Annotated in this window: 2 protein-coding genes; both read left to right on the top strand. The window is 70.6% G+C overall.

Annotated features, from left to right (window positions below; all coding sequences use genetic code 11):
* Positions 1-182 precede the first annotated feature (182 nt).
* Entirely contained in the window at positions 183-1,427 is a 1,245-nt protein-coding gene (locus tag EYA84_RS30660) for a bifunctional pyridoxamine 5'-phosphate oxidase family protein/GNAT family N-acetyltransferase (RefSeq protein WP_131057700.1), read from the top strand.
* Positions 1,424-2,086 (top strand): leucine efflux protein LeuE, encoded by a 663-nt coding sequence (gene leuE, locus EYA84_RS30655; protein ID WP_131057699.1) that lies wholly within the window; start codon positions 1,424-1,426, stop codon positions 2,084-2,086. Before EYA84_RS30660 ends, leuE begins: the two co-directional genes overlap by 4 nt.
* Positions 2,087-2,322 lie beyond the last annotated feature (236 nt).

Here is a 2,322-nt window from a genome sequence, read left to right as displayed (position 1 = left end):
AGAAGTGTATACGAGACAGCTCCACGGCGAGCGTGCGGACCGGCGGTAGCGGGTCACCGGGGACGAGGGCGGCGTGGCGGATGCCCGATTCGACGCTGGCCGAGATCTCGGCGGCCGTCGCACCGGTCACCTGATAGCGTGCTGACACAAACAAGAGATTGTACTAGAACAAAGGTGGCAGCATGTACACGCCGACCGCCCGTACCACCGCCAGCCGCTCCCGGGACCGGATGAGCTACGACCGCGACGCCGCGCACGCGGTGCTCGACGAGGCGTACCACTGCGCGCTCGCCTTCACCGTGGACGGTGAGCCCCGCGTCCTGCCCACCCTGCACGTCCGCGTCGGCGACACCCTCTATCTGCACGGCTCCACCGGCAGCCGGCCGTTGCTCGCCGCCCGTGGCGACGGCCTGCCGGTCTGTGTGGCGGTCACCCTGCTGGACGGCCTGGTCTATGCCCGGTCGCAGTTCCACCACAGCGCCAACTACCGCTCGGTGATCGCGCACGGCACCGCCCACCTGGTCACCGACACCGACCTGCGGGCCGAGGTCTTCACCGCCCTGATGGAGAAGACCGGCACCGGCCGTGCGGCGGAGAGCCGCCCGCCGAGCCGACGGGAACTGGCCGAGACCGCCCTGATGGCGCTGCCGCTGCGCGAGGTCTCCGTCCGCACGCGTACCGGCGGCGTCCGCGACGAACCCGCCGACCTGGCGCTGCCCCACTGGGCCGGGGTGGTGCCGCTGCGGCTGACCGCCGGGCCGCCGCAACCCGACGCCGGGGTCACCGCGCCGGTGCCGGCGTACCTGCGACCGGCCGCCACGCCGTGGCACCAGGCGACCGAACTGCACGGCACGCACGTCCGGCTGGAACCGCTGGACCTGTCGCACACCGACGAGATGTACGCGGCCACCACCGACCCGGAGGTCTGGCGGCACCTGGGCGTCCCCCAGCCGGCCGACCCCGAGGCGCTGCGCGACGAGATCGCCACGGCGCTGGCCGCCCAGCACCGTGGCGAGCGGGTCGCCTGGGCACAACGGTGTGCGGTGACCGGGGCCGTCGTCGGCTCCACCTCGTACTACGAGATCGACGAGGACCGGCGATCGCTGGCCATCGGCTACACCTACCTCGGGCGACCCTGGTGGCGTACCGGGATCAACACCGAGGCCAAGCTGCTGCTGCTCGGCCGCGCCTTCGACGACCTCGGCGCGATCCGGGTGGTCTGGCACACCGATATCCGCAACGAACGCTCGCAGCAGGCCATCGCACGGCTCGGCGCCACCCGGGAAGGCGTGCTGCGCAAACACCGGCAGCGGCCGGACGGCTCGTGGCGGGACACCGTGCAGTACTCGATGACCGCCGACGAGTGGCCGAACGCACAGGTCAGGCTGCGGGAAAGGCTTCTCTCGGGAGCCGGCGCGGCCGGATGATGTCGGGCGTGCTGGGGATCACCGACATCTGGACGTACGTGCTAGGCACCGTCGCCATCATCATGCTGCCCGGACCGAACTCGCTCTTCGTCCTCTCCACCGCCGCCCGGCGCGGGGTGGGCACCGGGTACCGGGCCGCCGGCGGGGTGCTCGTCGGCGACGCGGTGCTCATGGTCCTCTCCGCCGCCGGAGTGGCCTCGCTGCTCAAGGCGTACCCGCCGGTCTTCCTCGTGATCAAGTACGCAGGTGCCGCGTACCTGGGCTATGTGGGGGTGACCATGCTGCGTGGCGCCTGGCGGCGCTGGCGCGACCGCAACGACCCGGACACGCCTCGGCTGATCGACGCCGCGAGGCCGGCGGAGATGCGCAGCCCGTTCCGCAAGGCCATGATGATCAGCCTGCTCAACCCGAAGGCGATCCTCTTCTTCATCTCGTTCTTCATCCAGTTCGTCGACCCGACGTATGCCTGGCCGGCACTGTCCTTCCTGCTGCTCGGGCTGATCGCACAGGTGACCAGCCTGCTCTACCTGACCGCGTTGATCTTCGCGGGCACGTTCCTGGCCGCCCAGTTCAGGCAACGCCGCCGACTGTCGGCCGGGGCGACCAGCGCCGTGGGCGCGCTGTTCCTCGGCTTCGGTTTCAAGCTCGCGCAGGGTTGAGGGCGGGGCTGCGGCTCGTGTGTGTTGTTGTGTTGTTGTGTTGTTGTGTTGTTGTGTTGTTGTAAGGAGGGGTCCCCTGCTAACGCCTGAGGTATAGCAGGGGACCCCTCCTTACAACGACGGCCGCGAGGTGCCGCAAACGCGGGAACGTGCGCGGGATACTGCGGCGGGTGTCAGGTGCCGTCGCCTCCACCGCCGCCACCGACACCCCCGCCGCCGGCCGTGCCGCCCAGGCC

The organism is Verrucosispora sp. SN26_14.1 (genome assembly GCF_004307965.1).
In the GTDB taxonomy this organism is placed as follows: Bacteria; Actinomycetota; Actinomycetes; order Mycobacteriales; family Micromonosporaceae; genus Micromonospora.
The sequence above is the reverse complement of the archived record's forward strand: the minus strand, read 5'-3'. Positions and strand labels throughout refer to the sequence as shown.

What these genes read in the sequence shown, in the direction of transcription:
- EYA84_RS30660 (WP_131057700.1), top strand. Translation starts at nt 183, where the DNA reads ATGTACACGCCGACCGCCCGTACCACCGCCAGCCGCTCCCGGGACCGG.
- leuE (WP_131057699.1), top strand. Translation starts at nt 1,424, where the DNA reads ATGATGTCGGGCGTGCTGGGGATCACCGACATCTGGACGTACGTGCTA.